Source organism: Dokdonia sp. Asnod1-B02, from assembly GCF_045063955.1.
Classification (GTDB): Bacteria; Bacteroidota; Bacteroidia; order Flavobacteriales; family Flavobacteriaceae; genus Dokdonia.
Genome location: NZ_JBEFNW010000002.1, coordinates 2,847,578 through 2,870,659, shown reverse-complemented (window position 1 = coordinate 2,870,659; position 23,082 = coordinate 2,847,578). Strand labels below are relative to the sequence as shown.

The window sequence follows — 23,082 nt, the reverse complement described above, 5'->3', positions numbered from 1 at the left end:
TATGGCAAGATTTACAAGATTAGAAGTAGCACAAGCAATGAAAGACACGGGAATTGTTCCTTTGTTTTATAATGAATCTGTTGAGGTAGGCAAGCATATATTACAAGCTTGTTATAACGGTGGTGCTCGAGTAATAGAGTTTACCAGCCGCGGTGATAATGCACATAAAGTGTTTGATGAGTTGTGCGCTTTCGCGAAAGCGGAATTACCTGAGTTAATACTTGGTGTAGGTAGTGTTACAGACGCAGCAGCAGCTTCTTTATACCTGCAGCTAGGAGCAAACTTTGTCGTAACTCCCGTATTACGTGAAGATATCGCCATGGTGTGTAATAGAAGAAAAGTACTATGGTCACCAGGCTGTGGATCACTAACAGAAATTGCTCGCGCCGAAGAACTAGGCTGTGAGATTGTAAAACTATTTCCAGGAGGTATTTATGGAGCCCAGTTTGTAAAAGCTATAAAAGGACCATGTCCTTGGACTTCAGTAATGCCTACAGGCGGTGTTTCTCCTACAAAAGAAAGCTTAGAAGAATGGTTTAATGCAGGAGTAACCTGTGTAGGTCTAGGCTCAAAGCTCATAGCAGTAGATGAGAATGGCGCATGGGATTATAAAAAAATAGAAGAAAAGACAGCCTTTGCTATCGATTTAATTAAAGTTATAAGAGGATAAACCATCACAAGACTCACAATTATTTGAATTAGTTTGTTTATGTACACGTAGTTTGTGATTCAAAGGGTATCGAGAGATACCCTTTGTTAGTTTTAGGTGTTAAGGCGCCCTTATTCATTACTTTATGATAGCAGATAGGTTGGTCTTAACGATTGTAAAACCTATCAATGCTTTTGCATTCAAATGGTATATCATCATATTAAAACGTGAAGTTATATCTATGATCAGAATTTATATTACTCCTCAAACAAAAACTCACCTTTGGTTTCGGCAGCGTGTAATCCCCAATCAACAATTAGGTTTAAAATAGGAACCAATGTTTGCCCAAACTCCGTAAGCGTATATTCTACTTTTAATGGCGGTTTTTTAGTAAAAACCTTTCTACTTATAATACCATCTGCTTCTAATTTCTTTAATTGTAAGCTCAACGTACGCTCAGTAATACCAGGAATTTCCTTCCGTAATTCATTATAGCGTTTTTTATCGCCTATTAAATGGGTTAGTATAACACTCTTCCATTTTCCACCTATCAATTCCATTGCCGCGCTTGTTGGGCAATATGATATTTTATCGTTGATTTTAATTCTTGGTTTCTTTTCAAACAATTCCTTTCTATCCATTTTCATAACATTTAAAACGATGCAAAGATAATATGCTTTAAAATAGTATGCAACTATACTTTTTATAGTAATTTATTATATATTTAATTACCTGATACATAGTGTATTATAATTTATTTTATATACTATACTTCTTAACCGTTATTGACGCGTATCAACTTCACGCATACATTTGCACTATAATTTTGATAGTATTAATAATCAATAAGTTAAATAAATTATAAAATGAATCTAACAGAAATATTAAACAACCGTTACTCTGCAAAAGAATTTGATGCAACTAAGAAAATATCAGATGCAGATTTTCAACAAATAAAAGATGTACTGCGTTTAAGTCCGTCTAGCGTAAACCTACAGCCTTGGCATTTTTTAATTGCAGATACTCAAGAAGGCAAAGAACGAATTGCAAAAGGGACACAAGGATTTTTCAAATTCAACACACCAAAAGTCTTAGACGCATCTCACGTAATTGTTATTGCAGCTCGCACAGATGCAGACGATGATTATATGAACAGCATTCTAGAACAAGAAGACCAAGATGGTCGCTTTGCAGCACAAGAGTTTAAAGATCAAATGCACGGTGGTCGTATGCTATTTGCAAATATTCACCGCTACGACCTTAAAGATTTACCACACTGGATGGAAAAGCAAGTGTATTTAAATATGGGCGCACTTTTATTAGGTGCAGCTGCCTTAGGTATTGATGCTTGCCCAATGGAAGGTGTAGATGTAAAAGCCTTAGACGAAGAATTTAGCTTACGCGAAAAAGGCTTCACCGCTCTTGCAGTTGTGTCTTTAGGTTATAGAAAAGACAGTGACTTTAATGCAAAATTACCGAAATCTAGATTTCCTGAAGAGACAGTGATTACTCAATTGTAAAAGTTTAAATCTATATATTATGAAAAGTACAATAGTAAAATTTACAGCAAAACCAGAACACAAAGATACGTTTGCAGCAACGCTTAAAGAAGCACAATCGGCAACACAAAAAGAGGCTGGTAATAAAGAGATTAGAGTATTTGTATCTAAAGCAGAAGACAATGTGTTTTTTGTTTACGAACGTTGGACAGATAAAGCTGCTATTACAGCTCACGATAATGAGCCACATACCAAAAAGTTAATGGAGGTAGGACAGACCGCCTTACAATCTGCTCCAGATTTCTACTTTTTAGGCGATACAAATCCGCTTCCAGACCATTCTAAATCCGCAAATCCTGAAGATGACGTATTTATTATTTTCTTCATTTTTAAACTAAAAACTGAATTTAGAGAAGCACTTATAGAGCAGTTTGAAGATCACATTACCCACACAAGAAAAGAGGAAGAAGGAAATATCCTTTTTGATTTATACACAGTAGATGATCAAAAAGACACCCTAGCAGTTTACGAGCATTGGAGAAAAGAATCTGATGTTTGGGACATTCACTTTAATCAACCTTATGCAGTAAAAACAGGCAAACTAATGGAAGAAGCTGTGATAGGTGATTTAAAGCAGTATATGAATTTCGTTACAGAAATTTAAGAGAAATCAATAATCAACTTAAAAGCACTCTTATGAAAAAAGTAATTCTATTAGTTTCCTTGGCAATTTTAGCAAGCTGTGGAAATCAGGACAAAAAAGAAGCAGTTTCAACTACAGAAACGCAGGATCACGAACATCCGCATCCACACAACGTAGATGATTACGGATTAGCACCACATACGGAAAACACCATTCATCAATATGCGCCAACGGTTGCGTTGTTAAATAGTATTTATGAAGGTGATTTTACGCCAGAACAAATGGTACAGCAAGGTAATATTGGTATTGGTACCGTAAATCACCTAGCAGGTGAACTGGTTGCTGTTGACGGTGTGGTATATACTATCGATGCTGAAGGCGGAATTAAAGAGGCACCAGAAGATTTAGAATCGCCTAATATGACGATGATAAATTTTCAACCCAAAAAAACGGTAACCGTTGAAAACATTACCTCTTACGAAGAACTAAACAAAGAACTTCAAAAATACTCTACTTCTAAAAACAGTTTTTACGCCTACAGAATTAAAGGGGAGTTTGGGTATCTAAAAATGGCATCTGCACATAAAGTAGAAAATGAAGATGTTTCTCTATTTGAATATTTAGATACAAGAGTAATGTATACTAGAGATAATATTAAAGGAACTTTAGTAGGCTTATTTACGCCAGATTATATTGGAAACGTAGTGATTCCGGGAATGCACTTTCACTTTTTATCTGAAGATATAACACTGGGAGGACATTTAGAAGATATCAAGTTTGATAAACTTCAAGTAGAAATTCAAGAAATAAACCAAGTAAACTTGCAGCTTCCTCAAACCGTAAAATTCAGAAACAAAACGTTAAAGCAAGGTGCCTCACCAAAAGCAACAGCAAAGCAAAACGGTAAATAAAATCTAACTGAAAAACGCACACTATGAAAGCAATAGTATTAGAAAAAGCAGGAGGACCAGAAAACCTTCATTTAGCAGAAATAGCAAAACCAAGCATAAAAGATAACGAAGTATTAGTAGCGGTAAAGGCTATTTCATTAAATCCGGCAGATGTAAAACCAAAGTATCAAGATAAGATGCTTAATATGATGTACGGTGAAAAACGACCTGTAATTTTAGGCTGGGACATAGCAGGAACCATAACAGAAGTTGGTACTGATGTTACCAATTTTAAAATAGGCGACAAAGTCTTTGGTATGGTAAACTTCCCTGGTGTTGGTAACGCTTACGCGGAATTTGTTGCTGCGCCAGAAGCACATTTGGCTATAATGCCAGACAACGTCTCTTTTGAAGAAGCTGCAGCTACAACTTTAGCTGCTTTAACTGCATTACAAATCTTAGAAGGAAGGATTAACAAAGGTGATAAAGTACTAATACAAGCTGGTTCTGGTGGTGTTGGTCATTTTGCGATTCAAATTGCAAAAGCAATGGGAGCTTTTGTGAATACTACTGCCTCGGCAAAAAATAGCGAATTTGTCACCTCTATTGGAGCAGATAATGCAATTGATTATCACACTGAAAAGTTTGAAGAAATTCTATCTGATATCGACTTTGTGTTAGATACGCAAGGTGGTGAAGTATTAGAAAATTCAGTAAAAGTTTTAAAAAGCGGTGGTACAGCTTATACAACAGTAGGTATGGACTTAGATGACTTGAAAGCATCAGCCAAAAAGGAGAACAAAACCGTTGCAGACATTTTAGTACACTCTAGTGCTGAAGATATGAACACCTTAAAAGAAATGTTAGAAAACGGTAGCATTAAAGCAAACATTTACAAAACGTTTGCTTTTGAAGATATGGCTGCTGCCCATACTGAAGTTGAAAAAGGAAGAACAGTGGGTAAAGTAATCGTGACACTTTAGTATTAACTATTAAAACACAATGAATATGAAAACACAAGTTAAATTACCGGATTATACGAGAAAAATATTTGTTGGTGGCGAATGGAAAGACGGAAAAGGACCAGCAATTAAAGATATTAACCCTTGGAACCAAGAGGAGTTATTCTCTTTAAATGGAGCTACTACAGATGATGTAAATGAAGCTTTTGAACAAGCAGCAGTTGCGCAGATAAAATGGGCAGCCGTACTACCTCCTGAAAAGAGTAGAATGATGCTTAAACTAGCCGAAGTGGTAAGAAACCGAAAACAAGAGTTTGCAGAATGGGCAAGAAAAGAAGTAGGAGCAACATTAGCAAAAGGGTATTTTGAAGCAGAATTGGTTGCTAGCGTTTTTGAAAGTGCTGTGCATTTACCATTATTAGTAGAAGGTAAAATATTACCACAAGATATTGATGGTAAAGAATCTATGGCTGTTAGAAAACCATTAGGTGTTATTGGTTTAATTTCTCCTTGGAATTTTCCGGGTCAATTAACCGCGCGTACTTTAGGTCCAGCATTGGCAGTTGGTAACGCTGTGGTCTTAAAACCGGCATCAACGTCTATAGTAACAGGCGGATTAATTTTCGCTTCTTTTTTAGAAGAGGCAGGTTTCCCGAAAGGGTTATTAAGCGTTTTGCCAGGGGGAGGAAGCACTATTGGTACGGCAATTACAAAGCATCCTATTTCAAAACTAATTTCGTTTACAGGCTCAACACCAGTTGGTCGTCAAGTTGGTAAAAATGCTCTGGAAGCAGATATCATTAAAAATATCGAGTTAGAATTAGGTGGTAACAGTCCGTTTGTGGTGCTAGAAGATGCAGATATTGATCAAGCGGTTGAAGCTGCTGCTTGGGGTAAATTTATGAACCAAGGTCAAATCTGTATGGCTATCAACAGAATTATCGTGGAAGATAAAGTCTATAACGAATTTACAGAGAAGTTTATAGCAAAAGTTAAGACCTTAAAACGTTTGGATATGAATGATCCGGATACGTTTATAGGTCCTATTATTGACCAAAATCAGTTTGATACTGTTAAAGGCTTAATAGACGATGCAAAAGAACAAGGATATAAAATGGCATTAGGTGGTGAAGCTGAAGGTTTACATATGCCGCCACACGTTTTTGTAGACGTTGACGAAAACTGCCCATTGTTTCAAAATGAGATTTTTGGACCAGCAGTGTCAATTGCTCGAGCAAAAGATACAGAAGATGCGCTACGATTAGCAAATGCTACAGATTACGGTTTATCTAGCTCTGTGTTTACACAAGACGAAGCAAAAGGAATGGCATTTGCACAAGGCATTGAAGCTGGAATGACGCACATTAATGATCAGCCAGTTAATGATAGTGCCTATGCACCATTTGGAGGAGTTAAAAACTCAGGTCTAGGTCGTTTTAATGGACAATGGGGTGTGAAATCGTTTACCGTAGCACATTGGATAACCATTCAAAAAACACCAAGAAAATATCCTTTTAAAGCAGCTGATTTTCAGTAAGAGTAACTATTTGAGAATGTTCATACTGTGGGAATCATTAGAAAATATTAATCTCCTTATTTTTATGATATTTCTTAAATAGTCTATATTTAACACTAGATAATAAGGGTATTACAGCGTTTATATATCATTTTAAAAATTAACTAGTAGAAACAACCTAGCGATTAATGGATAACCTATTTACGTTTGCAATTACTGTATTTACAGGCTTTTTTGCTATAACAAATCCTATCTCAAACATGACCATCTTTTTATCGCTTACAGAGGGAGCAGATAAAAAGACAAAGCAGAATATCAATAAAAGGGCAAACATAGTTGCGTTTATTATTGTAGCAGGTTTTGTCTTGTTAGGTAAATTTATCTTTGAGTTATTCCAAATAACAATTCCTGCTTTCAAAATATTTGGTGGCATCCTAGTGTTTCTTATTGGATTTGATATGTTACAGTCTAAAAAAGTTAATGTCAAACATTTAAAGGAAGTAGACATAGATGAAAATATTGCTATCTCACCCTTAGCTATACCGATTATTGCAGGTCCAGGAACCATTGTTACAGCCATGAATACTGTCTCAGATGCCACTTATATACAGATAGGCATGGTGATTGTAATTTTTGGAATTATGTGTTTGTTAATGTATGTTACTTTTAGCGCAAGTACACTTATCGTAAAGGTTTTAGGCAATAATGTAATTTCCGTAATAGGTAAAATTATGGGATTAATTATAGGTATCATAGGCACGGGAATGATTATAGAAGGAGTGAAAATCTCATTCAACTTGTTTCCATAAATTGTAAAGGCAGTATCATGGAACGGCATAAATGCTATGCCTATAAATTTATGGTGAGTAAATTATGCTTCTTTTAAGAATGTATTGTTTTAATTAACAAGAGAATCTTTTTTTTATTTAAAAACCACCTCTACAATAGTTGCTTCGTCCTTTCTAGCTTCGTTAGATATAAAAAGTTTTCCGTCAGGACTAAAAGTAATTCCCTCTGGCTGGGCAAAGTGGTCTTTATCTAGCTTGTATACTTTTTTAATTGTACCATCGCTATCTAGTATCGCTAGCTTTGGGTTTTTACCTTCGAGCACATAGTAGTCGCCTGTCACTGGATGTATTGCCACGTCAGAGGGACTAAAGGTGCGATATGCTTTTTTCTTTTTATAATCCTTAAAAGCTTTATCATTCATATCTATGCGTAAAAGCGGCTTTTCATCCATCGTTTTTGCATCTAGCGTGATATAATACAAACCTTTAAAGTCATCATTTTGATCGCGATCTTTTGGTGTTACTACGAGGCTATTTTTTTCGGCGTCTAGCGTGAGTGTTTCTATATTATTACGAGCGGTAAATGCTGTTTGAAAAGTAGTTATTTCAGGTTCGCTTTCGCGAAAGCGTGATACCTCATAAATCAATCCATCACTACGCATCACATAAGCATCCTTGTCATTAATCGCGATACCCTCATAGTCTCCACTACCAGCAAATGTTATCTCTTGAATGACTTTTTCCTTTTTGAGATCATATATAAAAATGATACCGTCCTCATCCTCTACACAGGCTATGGTGTTTTCAGAAATCCACGAGATACCACTTACCTCATTTAAAATTTCTGGCATTTTCCAAGTATTTATAATTGTATAGTCCTCCTTAGATTTTTTTTGAATCGTTGTTTTTTCTTCTTCATCGCTCTGGCCGTTGTAGCTATTTGCACAGCTTATAGTGAGAATGATTGCGAGAGTGACAATAAATAGGTGAGGTATATATTTTCTATAGTTCATTAGATTTCTTTTTAAAGATACTGTGAGTGTGTTTCTTCTTGCTTTCGCGAAAGCTTAAAACATATATTTAGGTAGCTGGATCACGTTTAAAAATCTGAATTAGATCAAAAACAATCACACAAAATACTACCCAAACAAAGCCTGCAATAAATCCACCTGCAATATCTGAGGGATAGTGTACTCCTAAATAAATACGACTTATACCGATACTTAAAATCAGGATTAAGCACAAAGTGATAAATAGGATTTTATAGAGCCTCTTAATTGGAAACTTACTAATTAAAAACAACAAGGTTCCGTAAAAAGCCATTGCCATCATAGCGTGCCCGCTTGGGTAACTCAGAGTTTCTACCTTAACGAGGTGTTCTACATCTGGTCGCGCTCTATTAATTATCTGTTTTAAGAGAAGATTAGAACTAAGTGCAAGCACCATTACAAATGCAAGCTGAGCAACGTATCTCCATTTTTTAAACGTAAAGTAAAATATAATCGTACATAATACAAATGTGATTACATAGCCTAACGCATCACCTAGATCTGTGACAAAAACAAAATAACTAGTGAGGTAAGGTGTCCGGAAGCTAGCTACATAATTAGAGATTGCCGTATCAGACTCAGCTAGATAGGTGCTTTTTAAAGTTTCTGTAAGGGATATAAATAATTTAATACCGCCTATAAAGAGTGCTAAGGCTATGGTTGTGGTGATGATATAAGCCCATCTACCATCATATTTTTTAAATACCTTGACTAGTAAACTTTTAATCCAATAAATAAGTGATGCTAGTTTTTGCTTCATGCTTTATAATTACCATTCTGCACAAATTTAAGTATCAAAAATTAGTAAAGTCTAAAGAAGATTATAATGTTACGTTCTAAATTTATTTTTAGAATATGTCGTTAAGACAGAAAGCACTGCTATAAAGCGTTTATATTTATTTAGTTATGCTGAAAGTATATATGCACTTTGAAGTGTAAACGGATCCAGCCTCTAAAAGAGTAGATGGAAAATCAGCTCTATTGGGGCTATCTGGAAAGTGCTGCGTCTCAAGACAAAAACCACCTCTGTCAATGTAGGTCTCATTATATTTTCCAACAGGAGTAGAGGATATGTGATTACCACTATAAAACTGCAATCCAGGCTCATCTGTAGTAACAGTCATCGTAATCCCTGAGGATGGACTACTTACTTGTGCGACAACTCTCATTTCTTTCCCATCAAGAATAAAATTGTGATCATAGCCACCTGCTAGTGCCATTTGTTCATTTGGAGCATTAATGTCTTGTCCTATTTTTTTAAAATTTCTAAAGTCGAACGGAGTATTAGAAACCGCTTCTATATGGTCTGTAGGGATACATTCTTTATCTATCGGGAGGTATGACCTTCCGTGTATTTGGAGCAAGTGATTGTCTATAGGCTCCGTTTTATCTAAGTTGAGATTAAAGTAAGAGTGATGAGTGAGGTTAACATGGGTTGTAGCATCTGTTGTTGCCTTATAAGATATATCTAAAGCATTCTCTTCTGTGATTTTAAATATAACAGAAACAGTTAGATTTCCTGGGAATCCACCTTCAAGATGTGGTGATAGGTAGGATAGTGTTAGTGTGTTTGTAGTATGTGTAACAAGATCCCATATTACAGTATGAAATGCATCGCTTCCAGCATGTAGATTATGACGTCCATCGTTTTTCTCTAGTGTAAAAACCTTATTCTCAATAGTAAATTGACTATTTGAGATGCGATTTCCATAACGGCCAATAGTTCTTCCAAAATACGGATTAGTCATTTTGCGATAATCAGATAATCGCTCATATCCTAAAACCACATCGTTTTCTTTGCCCAAAGCATTCTTTACCCACAAACTAACGAGTGTTGCTCCATAATTTGTAATCTGGGCGGTCATCCCGTTGGAGTTCTGTATCGTAAATAAGCTTGACTTTTTTGACCCAAAAGATTCTTGAAAATTTGTAGCTGGAAATAACTGCATAGTTGTCTTTAAAATTTTAATAAACATAAGAAATCCTGCGGTCTATTGTGGCCATAAATACACAGATACAACATTTGTAATAGTATATGCATCGTTTGTATGCTCCTTAAAAGGGTTTGAATTTTAATTTGCAGTAAAAATATAATGATGCCACGTGTAATCAATATCTGTGCAAATTATTTCGTCTTTTTTCATCCTTACTACGTTCTCCTGTGGCAAAGTCTCTAGATATTAGACAGTGCTATAACAAGTGTTGCATCATAGATGAATTTACACTATGAGTTAAAAAGATGGTTCTCAAAGTGAAGCTTTGAACTTACAAAATAATTCTAGCTAGTGGCTAGAACGACAACATTAAATACACTATTAAATAAAAATTAATCAATATAAAATGATAATGGCAGACATACCAAAATTAGAGGCATTTGTACAGCAAGTGCGTCGCGATATTTTAAGACAAGTACATAAAGTAAACTCAGGCCACCCTGGAGGTTCTCTGGGCTGTACAGAATTTCTTGTAGCATTATATCAAGAAGTGATGGATCGTAAGGAGGGATTTGATATGGATGGAGTAGGCGAAGATTTATTTTTCCTCTCAAACGGACATATTTCACCTGTATTTTATAGTGTGCTTGCGCGATCAGGATACTTTCCTATAGAAGAGCTTAACACATTTAGACTTTTAAATTCTAGACTTCAAGGGCATCCCACTACGCATGAGGGTTTACCTGGAGTGCGCATAGCATCTGGTTCTTTAGGACAGGGTATGAGTGTAGCAATAGGTGCTGCACAAGCAAAAAAACTCAATAACGATAACCATACCATTTACACCTTAATGGGTGATGGAGAATTGCAAGAGGGACAAAACTGGGAGGCAATTATGTATGCTAGTGCAAAAAAGGTAGATAACCTTATTGCAACAGTAGATCTCAATGGCCAGCAGATAGATGGAAGCACAGATGATGTCTTACATATGGGGAGCATACGAGCAAAGTTTGAGGCATTTGGTTGGATAGTACTGGATGTTGATCGAGGTAACGATATGACCGCTGTAATAGAGGGACTCCATAAAGCAAAAACGCTTGCTGGAAATGGTAAACCCGTCTGTGTGCTCTTACATACGGTAATGGGTAACGGAGTAGATTTTATGATGCACACTCACGCTTGGCATGGTAAAGCACCCAGCGATGAGCAACTAGTGCTAGCATTAAGTCAAAACCCAGAAACTTTAGGTGACTATTAATATTTCGCTTTCGCGAAAATGTGAATAAAGACTATAACGCAGGCTAGATAATTTTTACGCAAGCACATAATACTACAATAAATAACGAATGAAAACATACGAAAATACAGGCAGTAAAGACACAAGATCAGGTTTTGGAGCGGGAATGACCGAGTTAGGAAGAACGAATCCAAAGGTAGTTTCCTTGTGTGCAGATCTCATAGGCTCTCTAAAAATACAAACCTTTATAGATGAAAACCCAGAGCGTTTTTTCCAAATAGGCATTGCCGAAGCAAATATGATGGGCATTGCTGCTGGATTGACTATAGGTGGTAAAATCCCATTTACAGGGACCTTTGCAAATTTTTCAACAGGTCGTGTGTATGACCAGATACGCCAGTCTATAGCATACTCAGATAAGAATGTAAAAATTTGTGCCTCTCACGCTGGTCTTACGCTTGGCGAAGATGGAGCTACACACCAAATCCTTGAAGACATAGGACTCATGAAAATGTTACCTGGGATGACGGTAATTAATACCTGTGATTACAACCAGACTAAAGCCGCAACCCTCGCAATTGCAGATTTTGAGGGTCCTGTGTACCTAAGATTTGGCCGTCCAGTAGTTCCTAATTTTACGCCAGAAGATCAAAAATTTGAAATAGGAAAAGCGGTACTGCTCCAAGAAGGAACAGACGTTACGATTGTAGCCACAGGACATCTTGTATGGGAAGCACTTGAAGCAGCCAAAACCTTACATGAAGAAGGGATAAGCGCAGAGGTAATAAATATACATACCATAAAGCCACTAGATGCAGAGGCTATTCTTACATCTATTAAGAAAACGGGCTGTGTTGTAACTGCAGAGGAACATAATTTTCTAGGCGGATTAGGAGAAAGTGTGGCAAGAGAATTAGCAATTACACATCCCACACCACAAGAATTTGTAGCGACGCAAGACACCTTTGGAGAGAGTGGGACACCAGAACAACTTATGGAGAAATATGAGCTCAATGCAGCTGCAATTGTTTCTAAAGCACGTAAAGTTCTTGCAAGAAAATAAGCGTTGCTTATAATTCAAAAGTTTTGATTTGATCCTTTGTATGAGGCTGTAAATTGTTGTTTTTACTGCTATTCGCATCATTTGTTCTATAAGATGCTCGATTTGTTCTAAGCTCAATTTAGGTCTAAGACTATTTTTAGCTTCTTGTTAAACATACATTATCCACGCATTTCTTTTTGTAGCAAAAATGAAATTGAGTATGACCATATTTAGCATTCTAGAGTACATAAAAAGTAGCAGCAACTCTTCTTTAATGTGATGAGGTAATTGGTGAGTTTGAGTATGCATTCATAAAAAATCGTGTGTATGATATCCTTACTAATGATAGGAAACAGATAAAATTTATTAAAATTTAAAATAACATATATTGTATACTATAGGATATGACATCGGGAGTTCGTCGGTAAAAGTTGCCATAGTTGAGGCCGCGACGGGCAAAAAACTGGCTTCATTGCATGAGCCACCAGGCGAAATGGAGATTATCGCCATACAAAGAGACTGGGCAGAGCAAGATCCAGAACAATGGTGGGATTACATTTGTAAAGCGACAAAACGCATTCTTCAGGAAGCAAATATAGATGCCACTAAAATTACTGCCATCGGTATTTCATACCAGATGCACGGTTTAGTACTAGTAGATAAAGAGGGTAATAGCCTTCGCAATTCTATCATATGGTGTGATAGTAGAGCTGTAGCAATAGGAGACAAGGCATATCAAGATTTAGGTCATGAGTTTTGCGCCACAGAGTTACTCAACGCACCAGGAAACTTCACTGCATCTAAGTTAAAATGGGTTAAAGATAACCAGCCACATATTTATGAACAGATTCATAAATATATGTTACCAGGAGACTACATAGCCTATAAACTTACAGGAGAACTAGTAACCACAAAAAATGGTCTAGCCGAAGGTACTTTATGGAATTATAAAACAAATAAAGTCGCTACAGAGCTTCTAGATTATTATGGAATTGATCACAGTCTTACCCCTGATGTTGTAGATAACTTTAAAGATCAAGGTAAAGTGCACACTGCGGCAGCTAAGGCTACAGGTTTACCTAAGGGAATCTCTGTGACCTACAGATCTGGTGACCAACCTAACAATGCACTGTCACTTAACATTTTTAGACCTGGAGAAGTTGCCGCTACCGGCGGAACTTCAGGGGTGATTTATGCAGTAACAGATCAAAGTGAATTTAAAGAAATACGTAAAGTAAATCATTTTGCTCATGTAAATTATACAAAAGAGCTTCCCACTGTAGGGAGATTACTCAATATCAATGGTGCGGGTATCCAGTATCGCTGGTTACGCAATAATAGTGTAGAGAATTCATACGAGAACATGAATCGTAAGGCTTCAAAATTACCTATAGGATCAGATGGAGTTCTTGTGATCCCTTTTGGTAACGGTGCAGAACGTATGCTGGATAACAAAAATGTGGGTACGCACTTTTGTAATCTCAATCTCAACCAGCATAGCAATGCTCATTTATATAGGGCTGCACTGGAGGGTATTGCTTTCTCATTTGTCTATGGGATGGATATACTTAAGAAAGATCAAACCGAAATCAACGTTATAAGAGCAGGAAATGATAATCTATTCCGTTCTGAAATATTTGCAAATACAGTAGCAACTCTCATAGGTCAAGAAATAGAGATTTATAATACTACGGGTGCCGTAGGTGCAGCAAGAGCCGCCGGACTTACAGATGGTGATTTTGATCGTTTTGGAGAAAGTATTACAAAGAACGACCACGTGATGACCTATATCCCTATTAAAAATAAAGAGCCCTACGAAGCGGCATATAATAACTGGAAAACAGAATTAGAATTCATAGTACAAAAACATAACTAATGGCGACAAAAACTTATTTCAACAACATAGAAAAAATCAAATTTGAAGGCAAAGATTCAGATAATCCGCTTGCGTTTAAATATTACAACCCCGACCAAGTAGTGGCAGGTAAAACTATGCGTGAGCATTTTAGATTTTCAATTGCTTACTGGCATACCTTCTGTGGGCAGGGCGCAGATCCATTTGGTCCTGGAACACAAAACTTTCCTTGGGATGCACCAAAAGATCCAATGGATGCCGCTTTCGCGAAAGCGGATGCAGCATTTGAATTTATTACAAAAATGGGATTTGACTACTTCTGTTTTCATGATTTTGATCTTGTAGAAGAGGGAGCAACCTTTGCCGAAAGTGAAAAAAGAATTCACGGTATTACAGACTATATCAAACAAAAGCAAGCAGATACTGGTATCAAATTATTATGGGGAACGGCAAACTGCTTTTCTAACCCTAGATATATGAATGGTGCTGTGAGTAATCCAGATTTTAATGTCCTTGCAAGAGCAGGCGGACAGATAAAACTGGCACTAGATGCTACCATGAAATTAGATGGAGAGAACTATGTGTTCTGGGGTGGTCGTGAAGGATATATGTCTTTACTCAACACAGATTTAAAACGTGAGCAAGACCATCTAGGTCGTTTCTTTGGAATGGCTAGAGATTATGCACGTAGCCAAGGTTTTAAAGGAAATTTCTTTATCGAGCCAAAGCCTATGGAACCTATGAAGCATCAGTATGACTTTGACGCTGCTACTGCAATAGGCTTTTTACATGAATACGGTCTTGAGAAGGATTTTAAAATGAATATAGAGGTGAACCACGCTACACTTGCGCAGCACACTTTCCAGCACGAGCTTGCAGTCTCTGCAAAAGCGGGAATGCTAGGTAGTATTGATGCAAACCGTGGTGATTACCAGAATGGATGGGATACAGATCAGTTTCCTAATAATATTCAAGAAACTACAGAAGCGATGCTTGTATTCTTACAAGCTGGCGGAATGCAAGGCGGTGGTGTAAACTTTGATGCAAAAGTGCGCAGAAACTCTACAGATATGGAAGATGTTTTTCTTGCACACATAGGAGGTGCAGATACGTTTGCACGTGCTTTAATCACAGCAGATAAAATTCTTACATCTTCACCTTATAAAAAGATGGTGACAGATAGGTATAGCTCATTTGACGGAGGTAATGGAAAGGAATTTGAAAACGGAAAACTAGACCTTACTGATTTATACAAAATAGCTCAAGAAAACGGAGAGTTACCATTAATTAGTGGAAAGCAAGAGCTTTTTGAGAACATCATTAATCAATACATATAATCTTAATTAGATGTCAAACGATAAAAAATCAGGCTATTTACTCAAACTTACTGTAGTTGCAACTTTAGGAGGACTCCTTTTCGGGTATGATACAGGTGTTATTTCTGGAACCGTAGGTTCTCTAGATAGCTTCTTTGTAATGCCTAAAGGGCTTAGTGAGACAGCAGCAAATGCTTTCAAAGGATTTATAGTGTCCAGTGCCCTTATAGGCTGTATTATAGGTGGAGCTTTGAGTGGTCTTGTAAGTCGCTGGCTAGGAAGAAGGAATGGATTAATTCTTGCGGCTATACTTTTCTTGATATCTGCCATAGGCTCGGCGATGCCAGAGTTGTTTTTTGAGAGTATAGGTCAAGGTGATCATACATTTAGTACTGTTTTTATCGTTTACAGAATTATTGGTGGTATGGGAGTGGGACTTGCGTCTATGATGTCACCATTATATATTGCAGAGATTGCACCTGCAAATATTAGAGGGAAGCTTGTTTCTTACAATCAGCTGGCTATCGTTGCTGGATTTATGGTAGTTTATTTTGTAAACTACTTTATCTCAAAAACTGGAGGGTCTGACGAGTGGCTTAATACGGTAGGATGGCGCTATATGTTTGCTAGTGAAATTATACCTGCAGGGCTCTTTTTCATATTTTTATTAGGAGTTCCAGATACACCACGCTCATTAATGCTGCGTAACAAGCCCCAAGAGGCACTTGACGTACTTGAAAAAGTGAATGGAAAAGTGGCTGGGCAACATATTTTAGATCAGATCAAAGGGTCGCTCACGCAGCACTCAGGTAAATTACTTTCCTTTGGATGGCTAGTGATTATAGTGGGGGTTTTACTTTCCATATTCCAGCAATTTGTAGGGATTAATGTGGTTTTATATTATGCTCCCGAAATATTTAAAAAGATAGATCCTAATACAGATGGTGCACTCTTACTCACGATTATTGTAGGTATTGTAAACTTCTTATTTACCATCGTTGCCGTAAAAACGGTAGATAAATATGGGCGTAAACCTTTAATGATGATAGGTGCGTTAGGAATGGCTGTTGCTATGTTCTCATTAGGATTTGTCTTTTTTACCGGCGCTACTGGATATCTCGCACTTGCATGTATGATGGTTTATGTAGCAAGTTTTGCCGTGAGTTGGGGTCCTGTTACATGGGTGTTACTCTCAGAAATTTTTCCTAATAAAATTAGAGGTCGTGCAATGTCTATCGCAGTAGCGGCACAATGGATAGCAAACTACCTAGTATCGCTTACCTTTCCTATGATGGATGATAACACCTACCTCACAGAGCAGTTTAATCACGGTTTTGCGTATTGGGTTTACGGAGGTATGAGCGTACTGGCGATGCTTTTTATTTGGAAATTTATACCAGAGACCAAAGGAAAAACACTCGAAGAGATGGAAGACGTTTGGATTAAGAAGTAATTGAGATAGGTTACGCTTTCGCGAAAGCGTAAGTAATATACACATAAATATTAAAGAAAACAGAAAATGAAATTTTTTATAGATACTGCAAACCTCGATCAGATAAAAGAAGCCCAAGCACTGGGTGTGCTTGATGGGGTAACTACAAATCCGTCACTTATGGCTAAGGAAAACATACGTGGAAAGGAGAATATACTGCAACATTACAGAGATATTTGTGAGCTAGTAGATGGTGACGTAAGTGCCGAAGTTATTGCGACAGATTTTGAAAACATGGTAAAGGAGGGAGAGGAACTCGCTGCGTTACATCCTCAAATAGTTGTAAAATTACCTATGATAGCAAGCGGTGTAAAGGCTTGTAAATATTTTAGTGATAAGGGAATTAAAACAAATGTAACCTTGGTGTTTTCGGCAGGGCAGGCATTACTTGCCGCAAAGGCCGGTGCTACCTATGTATCACCATTTATAGGACGTCTGGATGATATTGCTACAGATGGACTCAATTTGATTGCAGAAATTAAATTGATTTACGATAATTATGGGTTTGAGACAGAAATTCTAGCCGCATCAGTAAGACATACAATGCACGTTATTAACTGTGCAAAACTAGGTGCAGATGTGATGACAGGACCTTTAAGTGCCATTGAAGGATTGCTTAATCACCCACTTACTACTTCTGGACTCGAGAAATTTCTTGCAGATTACAACAAGGGAAATTAATTCTTGTAAGCCAGACATAGTGAACTAACATTGATAGAATCAGACAGGAAATGGCACAAAGAATTACACTTAAAATGATTGCTGAAAATTTTGGTGTATCCATAAGTACTGTTTCTAAGGCTTTAAATAATAGCGTAGAGATAAGTAAGGACACAAAAATTGAGATTCAAAAATATGCGAGTTTTGTTAAGTATAAGCCAAATAGTATTGCGAGAAGTTTAAGGAACAGTCAGACCAAAACAATAGGTGTGGTTGTGCCTAATATTCAAAATAATTTTTTTTCTAAAGCTTTTGCGGGTATTGAGGAAGTGTGTAGTGCAAACGACTACACACTTATCTCTTGTATATCTGACGATTCTTATGAAAAAGAAGTGAAGACTATTGAGTTGCTTAAAAATGGAGCATTAGATGGTATTATCTTGTCTATAGCAGAGGAGACAGAAGTTAGAAAGGACTATAGGCATTTAAAAAATGTTGCAGACGAGGGGATACCGCTTGTGTTATTTGACCGAGTGGTAGATAATGTGTCTTGTGATAAAATAATTGTAGATGACTTTGATGCAGCTTATAATGCCACTAGAAAACTAATACAATCTGGATGTAAACATGTTGCAGTAGTATCAAAACTAGATGCGTTATCTGTAGGTAAATTGAGGGCGGCTGGATATAAAAGTGCTATTAAAGATTATAATCCGGATCAACCCGAAATGATTTTTAGTATCGGTAAAAGTGAAGACATTACAGAATGCCTTATAGAGGTGCTTAGTACGCATCGTATCGATGCGCTTTTATGCTTTGAAGAAACAGCAACTCTCAATGCAGTACAGCTTTTAAAAACGTTAGGAAAAAGGATTCCTGAAGATGTTTCTGTCATAAGCTTTACAAATAATGACTTGCAAAAATTTCTAACACCTGCGGTCACAACAGTGAGTCAGCATGCAAGAAAAATAGGAATGACAGCAGCGACGATGCTTATAAAAAGACTAGAAAAGAAACACTTTGGAGATCACCAAACAAAAGTGATTTGCACCTCCCTCATTGAGAGAGATTCTACGCGTGCTTTTAAGACGTTTTAAAATAGAAAACCAATGAACCTGAGTTGTATTTTTTTCTGTTTATTTCTGGGAGTACGCTTATAGTAGTTCTTTTATAAGAACATATTACTGCTGCACTCACCTCAAATTACCCATAACGCGCATCTAGGATGATCAAGTTTTTAGATAAGAAAAACTGGAAATCATAATCACCCTTCTTCACTGCGACAGGTAGAGGTGCTTGAGATTAATTTATTCTTAGAAAAGACAGTACCTTTAGGACACAATAATTTTTAATTATTTATGATTTTCAGAAAATTACTTTTACTGATTACGATATTGTTTTGTCTTCAGTCATTGTTGCCTCAAGCACAGAATGGTACAAAATCTTTAAATTTTGTAAGCATAAAGGATGGAATATCTAAAGTAGGGATCTCGTCTATTATACAAGACGATTATGATTTTATCTGGATAGGGACCAACGGCAGCGGATTGTACAAATTTGATGGTGTAGAATATACCTTGTATAGACATCAAGTTGATACTCCTACCTCTCTATCAAGTAATCTTGTGTATAGTATGTATTTAGATGACGCAAACATACTATGGGTAGGCACAGAAGATGGCCTTAATCGCTATAATAAAACTCTAGATAGATTTGAAAAAATAAGTATTGGCAATGAGGCGATAGCAAATGTGTCAGTCTTAATTATAGGAGCATCTAAAGAAAATGAGCTCTTACTGGGCACCAAAGAAGAAGGGTTTTTTATACTAAATACAGCAACTTTAGAAAGTAAAAAACTAGACGATTATAAGGGGGCTAGCACTCTCGGGCAGTCTAGTATTAAAAAAAATAGTACATCAGATTTCTCCTTTCTGGGAACCTTAGATGGACTTCGTATTTATGATCAACATACTAATCAAGTATTGTTGCCTCCTAGTGAATTAGAAAACGCTGAGGTGCTTCAGACTCAAATACAGACGCTTGTTTTTGACAATGAAGATAATTTATGGTTAGGGACTATATCTAAAGGAATTTATAAACTTACGTTGAAAAATGGAACGACAGTAAGTAAGGTGGAGCATTTCCCGCTTTCGCGAAAGCGTATACTTTCTGCAATCACTTTACCAGATAATTCTTTATTGTTCGGTAGTGAGAACGATGGTTTATTTCATCTGAGAAGTGACGGAACGCTCATTACACACTATCTATCTGATCGTACGGATGATAATAGTATTTTATCAAACTCCATCTGGTCACTTTTTCTGGATGATAATGATAGAGTATGGATGGGGTATTACAATAATGGCGTAGCTGTAAGTGATAGCTTATATGATAAGTTTGATAATATTGAGAGCCTGTCTAATAATAACAATTCGCTTACTGTAGGCTCTGTCACTGGTATTGCAAAAGGTGCCGAAGGTAATATCTGGGTAGTTATGGATGGCGGTGGTCTTGATATCTATGATCCCAGTTCGAATAAAGTTACGCACGTAAACGGACAAAACACAAATCTGTATGCAGGATTAGATAGTGACTATCTTCAAACAATTTTTATAGATAGCAAAGAGAATGTGTGGATAGGGAGCTGGGATAATGGTATCTACTTCTTAAAGAAAGGTTCTCAAATATTTAAAAATTTTAATAGCGTAAATACGGATGGAGCCCTTATCTCTGATGCTATTTTGAGCTTTGCCGAAGATGAAAATGGAACAATCATTATAGGTACTTTTTATGGAGGGTTGCATACTCTTGATCCAGTCACTAAGACAATTGTACATCAAGATGATGAAGCTTTTAAAAGTTTGGGCATTGAGACTAGTGATGTGCGTAAGGTGCTCGTAGACCGTGATTCTGCGATATGGTTAGGATCTACAGATGGGCTTTTTAAAATTGACCAATCTGCAAATAAAGAGTGGCGTGCGATTTCATTAGTAGACCGTATGGAAAAGCCAGGCGAAAATAGAAAGAGTGCGCGCCATATATTATCCATATATCAAAGCTCAAATGGTGATATGTGGATAGGAACTAGAGGTGCTGGGGTGTGTCATTATAGTATACGTGATGACTCTTTTAGATGGCTAAACACCAACAGCGGATTGAGTAATGATAACGTAGTAAGTATTATTGAGGGTAACGACGGCAATATGTGGTTTGCAGGTAATTCTGGAATTACTAAATATAATGTGTTAAAAAACACGTTTACAGAGTACACCAGTAGTGATGGTTTACTCTCTAACGATTTCAATTTTAATGCAGTCTTAAAGGATGGTGATGGTACATTATATTTTGGTAATTATAGGGGAGTTGACTTTTTTAACCCAGCCAAGATTGTAATAAATAACAACGTTCCTTCTTTATATTTTACAGGTTTAAAAATCTATAATGAAGAGGTAGATCCTTCACAAGAGGATGCTCCTATTAAAAAATCAATCGCCGAGACTAGTGAAATTATATTTAATCACAAGCAATCTGTATTTACTATTGAGTATGCTGGAGTAAGTTTTACACGTCCTGAAAAAAATCAATATGCCTACTATCTTGAGGGGCTAGAAACAACTTGGAATTATGTAGGAAATGCAAGAAGTGCTACTTATACCAATCTAGATAATGGCGATTATACTTTTAAAGTAAAGGTTGCTAACAATGATGGTGTTTGGAATCAAGATATTCTAGAATTAAAAATTAAAATTCTTCCTCCCTGGTGGAAGACTAATCTAGCGATTGTATGTTATGTCTTGTTATTTGTACTAGGCCTTTACATTATAAGTAAGATTTCAAAGCAACGCTTACGCGAAAAAGAGGCAATCTCAAACGAGCGTGCTCAACGTGAACAAGAAGACATATTACACGAGAAAAAGCTACAGTTTTTTACAAACATCTCACATGAGTTTAGAACTCCACTTACTTTAATGATTAGTCCGCTGAAGGATATTCTCAATGACACAACACTCAATTTGCCACAACGTATAAAGGAAAAGCATCATATCATTTATAAAAATACCGATCGATTATTTAGGCTCATTAATGAATTGATGGACCTGCGTAAGCTTGAATTGAATAAATTACGAATACGAGCAAAGAAGATTAATGCACTTAGTTTTACACAAGATATTATCTCATATTTTAAAGAGGAAGCATTTAATCGTAATATATATCTTTCGGTAGACGCCGCAATCCCAGATGTGAAGTTATATGCAGATGAAGGCATGCTCGAAAAAGTTATTTTCAATATCATGTCAAATGCTATAAAAGTAACCCCAGACGGCGGAGCAATAAATGTAGAGGTAAAATTAAATGAGGCTGGCGAGATAATGCCGTTAATTAATCCCGATAAAAAAATTGCAGTAGTCGAAATCATCATTAGCGACACTGGACCAGGACTTAAAAAGAAACAACTCAAACGTATATTTAATCGTTTTTACCAAGTAGAAAATCTTAATAAAACTTATTATGGTGGGACAGGTATAGGTCTAGAGGTTGTAAAGGATTTGGTGCAGCTCCATCGAGGTGAAATTAGGGTAGATAGTAAGTATGGGGAAGGAACAACTTTTAGAATATTATTGCCCTCTGGTAAAAAGCATTTTAAAAAGAAAGAATTAATATCCATAGAAACAGATCTCGAGATACAGAAAGAAAAAACTCCACAAACATTCATAACAAATATCCCAGAAGAAATTGATGTTGTACCTACACATAGATCGCACACCCTATTGATAGTGGAGGACAACACGGAACTTAGAAAATACTTGCGTAGCGAACTTAAAGGGACATATAAAATTTTACAGGCGGCTAACGGGGTTGAAGGACTTAATGTTGCTAAAGAATCGAATCCAGATATTATTATTACTGATGTGATAATGCCGGAAATGGATGGTTTTGAATTCTGTAAGCAAATTAAAAACGACATACGCACAAGCCACATTCCCTTGTTAATGCTTACAGCCAAAGCGCGCATAGACGATCGTATAGAGGGAATAGGGTATGGCGCAGATGCCTATATGGTAAAGCCCTTTGATTTAAGACTACTTAAATTACGTTTAGAGCAGCTCATAAAGAGTAGACAGTTGATATTTGATAAATATTTTGGAGCCATAAGTGGATCAGATGAGAATGCTAGTGCAACCTCTATTGATAAAGTATTTATACAGAAGGTACTAACTTATGTAAATAATAATATGAGTGATTCTAATTTAAGTGTCGAGTCATTAGCATCAGAACTTAGCCTTAGCAGGAGTCAACTCTATCGCAAGGTTAAATCACTCACGGGGCAAACAGTTAATGAATTTGTGCGTAAGCTTAGATTAGAGCGAGCTAAACAGATATTGCAAACTGAAAATGCCAACGTAAGTGAAGTCTGTTATAAAGTTGGCTTTTCCTCACCTTCATACTTTACGAAGTGTTTTAAAGCGCATTTTGGAATTCTACCTACGGAGGCTCAGCCTAGAGATTGATTAACATATAATCTTCTATTTCCTTTAAGAAATACATTAT

At 36.6% G+C, this 23,082-nt stretch carries 19 protein-coding genes; 15 read left to right on the top strand and 4 right to left on the bottom strand.

The window, feature by feature from the left end:
- The first annotated feature begins 1 nt into the window (after position 1).
- The gene (locus tag ACJJVU_RS12935) at positions 2–670 is read left to right on the top strand and encodes a bifunctional 4-hydroxy-2-oxoglutarate aldolase/2-dehydro-3-deoxy-phosphogluconate aldolase (protein ID WP_405226190.1); all 669 of its coding nucleotides are present in this window, start codon (positions 2–4) and stop codon (positions 668–670) included.
- A 236-nt stretch (positions 671–906) separates the two neighbouring features.
- On the opposite strand, the gene ACJJVU_RS12930 is transcribed toward ACJJVU_RS12935, so the two are convergent.
- Positions 907–1,290 carry a helix-turn-helix domain-containing protein gene (locus ACJJVU_RS12930; protein ID WP_339847197.1) on the bottom strand — a complete coding sequence of 128 codons (384 nt, stop codon included), beginning with the start codon at positions 1,288–1,290 and terminating at the stop codon, positions 907–909.
- A gap of 225 nt (positions 1,291–1,515) precedes the next feature.
- On the opposite strand from ACJJVU_RS12930, the gene nfsB reads away from it, so the two are divergent.
- From nfsB to ACJJVU_RS12900, 6 genes are all read left to right on the top strand, one after another.
- On the top strand, positions 1,516–2,169 hold the full coding sequence (nfsB, locus tag ACJJVU_RS12925; RefSeq protein WP_405226187.1) for an oxygen-insensitive NAD(P)H nitroreductase: 654 nt from the start codon (positions 1,516–1,518) through the stop codon (positions 2,167–2,169).
- 19 nt (positions 2,170–2,188) lie between these two features.
- On the top strand, positions 2,189–2,812 hold the full coding sequence (locus tag ACJJVU_RS12920; protein WP_405226184.1) for a putative quinol monooxygenase: 624 nt from the start codon (positions 2,189–2,191) through the stop codon (positions 2,810–2,812).
- A 32-nt stretch (positions 2,813–2,844) separates the two neighbouring features.
- On the top strand, positions 2,845–3,702 hold the full coding sequence (gene budA / locus ACJJVU_RS12915) for an acetolactate decarboxylase (protein ID WP_405226181.1): 858 nt from the start codon (positions 2,845–2,847) through the stop codon (positions 3,700–3,702).
- A 23-nt stretch (positions 3,703–3,725) separates the two neighbouring features.
- Positions 3,726–4,664: an NADP-dependent oxidoreductase gene (locus ACJJVU_RS12910; RefSeq protein ID WP_405226178.1), complete on the top strand. Its 939-nt coding sequence runs from the start codon at positions 3,726–3,728 to the stop codon at positions 4,662–4,664.
- A 25-nt stretch (positions 4,665–4,689) separates the two neighbouring features.
- Complete coding sequence (locus ACJJVU_RS12905; RefSeq protein WP_405226175.1) at positions 4,690–6,180, top strand: aldehyde dehydrogenase family protein; 1,491 nt, start codon at positions 4,690–4,692, stop codon at positions 6,178–6,180.
- Positions 6,181–6,347: 167 nt separating this feature from the next.
- Entirely contained in the window at positions 6,348–6,968 is a 621-nt protein-coding gene (locus ACJJVU_RS12900) for a MarC family protein (RefSeq protein WP_405226172.1), read from the top strand.
- A gap of 113 nt (positions 6,969–7,081) precedes the next feature.
- Here the strand turns inward: ACJJVU_RS12900 and ACJJVU_RS12895 are convergent, their stop codons facing one another.
- The 3 genes from ACJJVU_RS12895 to ACJJVU_RS12885 form a co-directional block, all read right to left on the bottom strand.
- Positions 7,082–7,960 (bottom strand): SdiA-regulated domain-containing protein, encoded by an 879-nt coding sequence (locus tag ACJJVU_RS12895; protein ID WP_405226169.1) that lies wholly within the window; start codon positions 7,958–7,960, stop codon positions 7,082–7,084.
- 67 nt (positions 7,961–8,027) lie between these two features.
- Positions 8,028–8,756 carry a phosphatase PAP2 family protein gene (locus ACJJVU_RS12890; RefSeq protein ID WP_405226166.1) on the bottom strand — a complete coding sequence of 243 codons (729 nt, stop codon included), beginning with the start codon at positions 8,754–8,756 and terminating at the stop codon, positions 8,028–8,030.
- A gap of 136 nt (positions 8,757–8,892) precedes the next feature.
- A complete protein-coding gene (locus ACJJVU_RS12885; RefSeq protein WP_405226163.1) occupies positions 8,893–9,945 on the bottom strand; it encodes an aldose epimerase family protein in 1,053 nt (350 codons plus the stop codon).
- A 397-nt stretch (positions 9,946–10,342) separates the two neighbouring features.
- Between ACJJVU_RS12885 and ACJJVU_RS12880 the strand changes: the two genes are divergently transcribed.
- From ACJJVU_RS12880 to ACJJVU_RS12845, 8 genes are all read left to right on the top strand, one after another.
- Positions 10,343–11,188, top strand: coding sequence for a transketolase (locus ACJJVU_RS12880; protein ID WP_405226160.1), 846 nt, complete (start codon positions 10,343–10,345; stop codon positions 11,186–11,188).
- A gap of 88 nt (positions 11,189–11,276) precedes the next feature.
- Positions 11,277–12,230, top strand: coding sequence for a transketolase family protein (locus tag ACJJVU_RS12875; RefSeq protein ID WP_405226158.1), 954 nt, complete (start codon positions 11,277–11,279; stop codon positions 12,228–12,230).
- Positions 12,231–12,597: 367 nt separating this feature from the next.
- Positions 12,598–14,085: a xylulokinase gene (locus ACJJVU_RS12870; protein ID WP_405226155.1), complete on the top strand. Its 1,488-nt coding sequence runs from the start codon at positions 12,598–12,600 to the stop codon at positions 14,083–14,085.
- Positions 14,085–15,401 (top strand): xylose isomerase, encoded by a 1,317-nt coding sequence (gene xylA, locus ACJJVU_RS12865; RefSeq protein WP_405226152.1) that lies wholly within the window; start codon positions 14,085–14,087, stop codon positions 15,399–15,401. Before ACJJVU_RS12870 ends, xylA begins: the two co-directional genes overlap by 1 nt.
- Before the next feature lie 10 nt (positions 15,402–15,411).
- On the top strand, positions 15,412–16,833 hold the full coding sequence (gene xylE, locus ACJJVU_RS12860) for a D-xylose transporter XylE (protein ID WP_405226150.1): 1,422 nt from the start codon (positions 15,412–15,414) through the stop codon (positions 16,831–16,833).
- 66 nt (positions 16,834–16,899) lie between these two features.
- The gene (gene fsa, locus ACJJVU_RS12855; RefSeq protein WP_405226147.1) at positions 16,900–17,553 is read left to right on the top strand and encodes a fructose-6-phosphate aldolase; all 654 of its coding nucleotides are present in this window, start codon (positions 16,900–16,902) and stop codon (positions 17,551–17,553) included.
- Between the two features lie 50 nt (positions 17,554–17,603).
- Positions 17,604–18,629, top strand: coding sequence for a LacI family DNA-binding transcriptional regulator (locus ACJJVU_RS12850; protein ID WP_405226144.1), 1,026 nt, complete (start codon positions 17,604–17,606; stop codon positions 18,627–18,629).
- Between the two features lie 261 nt (positions 18,630–18,890).
- Positions 18,891–23,042 carry a two-component regulator propeller domain-containing protein gene (locus tag ACJJVU_RS12845; RefSeq protein WP_405226141.1) on the top strand — a complete coding sequence of 1,384 codons (4,152 nt, stop codon included), beginning with the start codon at positions 18,891–18,893 and terminating at the stop codon, positions 23,040–23,042.
- Positions 23,043–23,082 lie beyond the last annotated feature (40 nt).